The following is a 1924-nucleotide window of genomic DNA, read 5'->3' on the forward strand; positions in this document are numbered from 1 at the left end:
CGGGAGTAGGAAGTTCAGCAGATTCATTATTTGGACGACGAAACCAATTAAAAGCCATTGTTTGTAGTTTATTTTAGATAAGAATTTAATTATCAGTCAGAAGTTAGAGACCAGTGACCAACCCTTCGGCTACGCTCAGGGCAAGTCACCAATCACCAATCACCAATTTAAACAGTTTGTTTGTGTTCACTAACTCGACGGAGAACACCATTAATAAAACGATGCCCATCTTCCCCACTATAGCGTTTAGCTAACTCTACAGCTTCATTAATGGCGATGCTGTGGGGAACTTGCATATATCTCATTTCAGCGGCAGCTATTTGCAGGATATCTTTGTCAATTTGGGCTAAACGAGTCACTTGCCAATCTACTAAGGCTTCAGATATAAATTGTTCGATCGCTTGACGGTTTTCGTTGACGGTAATAATAATTGCTTTGGCGTAATTGCGAACTTCTTTATCTTGATTAGCTAACTGAATTAGTTCCGGAAAATCAACGGATGTACCTAATTGATTGATTGCTGTTTGGGTGTAGGAGATCGCCTCTTTGAGCATGGTTCTAGCTGTATTCAAGTCAGCGGCTCTAGTTTCGCTTGTCAATAGGCGATCATTACTCCGTTGCAGTTCTCCAGCGGCATTATTCAATGTATCCTGTACTTCTAAGGTGAGGGTACGGACTGCACCCAAGACTAGTTTAGATACTAATTGCTCGTCTGATAGTGTCTCTAGTTTTTTAGGGTTTATTGGTAACTGGCTCAAGGCTAACAGTGCCAATTCACGGGCTATTTGTTGGGGTTTACGACGTTGCATACAGTTGGGGATAATGATAAATATGTGAGTTCTGGCACAGTTAGACAATTAGCTTATCTATTTCTTGATTACTTTGCTACATTTGTGTCAAATTTCTTCTGCTGAAATCACCTGTTGTTTTATTTCTAGAGGTGATGCGGCTGTCAGTGCAGTTAGGTGAGATGGCTGGATATTGGGGGCAACTATACCACCCGATACAACTATTTTAAAAGCATCTTCAACGGAGATAGAGAGGTTGATTACATCCTCTTCTGGTACTACTGCATACCATCCTGTTGTCGGGTTGGGAGTGGTGGGGATAAATAGGCTGATGACGGGGCGTGACATTTGATTTTGGATTTCATTACTAATTGCTCCTGTGACAAAAGCGATCGCCCAAATTCCCTGACGAGGATATTCTACTAAGACTACACGGCGAAATTTACCATTAGAATCTTTTAGGAGTGTTTCTAATAGCTGCTTGAGGGTTTTATATACTTGTCCTGCTAAAGGAATCGCCTGTAATAGCCGTTCGCCAACATCTAATAACCACCGCCCTGCAATATTTCTGGCCATTAACCCAATCACAAGAATACTTAGTAGTGGTACGGCTAGTCCCACAAAAAGATTAAGTATATTTACTAGAATTGGGTTTAAGCCATCAAAGGGATTGAGTTGTTTAGGAACTTGGGTAAGAAAGTTGATTACCCAGGTAGCTATGGTAATCGTTAACCAGATTGTGGTTGCGAGGGGAATTACCACCAACAAACCAGCAATCAGATCATTTTTTAAGTCCTGTTTCAACCGCTCCATTACCAAATCCCGATTCTCCTTGTTTAGTTGAGTAACACTGTTGTGATTATTATCCATATCAGCAAATTAGTCACCTTGCGAATATCGAAGGATTGATTACAGCAGGTGTTAGTATCTGACTACAGGCTATTTTTCATTCTCAGAAAGCGCCTTGAGTAACTATATTTAATGCTAACTAGTCAAACTACCGCTAGAAAAGCCAGCTATTTTCCTATTTCAACGTAAATATAGGCGTAATTCTACCGTGATAGCAGATGGTAAAACTCTTAGGTGTTGCTTGTCTTTTGAATACTTGTAAGTTATGGTTGCAAGTCTTAGCGATA

At 40.4% G+C, this 1924-nt stretch carries 2 protein-coding genes; both read right to left on the reverse strand.

Annotated elements, in window-relative coordinates:
* Positions 1-167: 167 nt before the first annotated feature.
* A complete protein-coding gene (nusB, locus tag FJR38_RS19870) occupies positions 168-809 on the reverse strand; it encodes a transcription antitermination factor NusB (RefSeq protein WP_168490692.1) in 642 nt (213 codons plus the stop codon).
* A gap of 87 nt (positions 810-896) precedes the next feature.
* Positions 897-1658 (reverse strand): DUF502 domain-containing protein, encoded by a 762-nt coding sequence (locus tag FJR38_RS19875; RefSeq protein WP_168490690.1) that lies wholly within the window; start codon positions 1656-1658, stop codon positions 897-899.
* Positions 1659-1924: the final 266 nt, after the last annotated feature.

Origin of the sequence: Anabaena sp. UHCC 0253, from assembly GCF_009712085.1 — a bacterium.
In the GTDB taxonomy this organism is placed as follows: Bacteria; Cyanobacteriota; Cyanobacteriia; order Cyanobacteriales; family Nostocaceae; genus Dolichospermum.

Bases quoted from the DNA above. Each gene is read 5' to 3' on its own strand.
- nusB (WP_168490692.1), bottom strand. From the start codon at position 809: ATGCAACGTCGTAAACCCCAACAAATAGCCCGTGAATTGGCACTGTTA.
- FJR38_RS19875 (WP_168490690.1), bottom strand. From the start codon at position 1,658: ATGGATAATAATCACAACAGTGTTACTCAACTAAACAAGGAGAATCGG.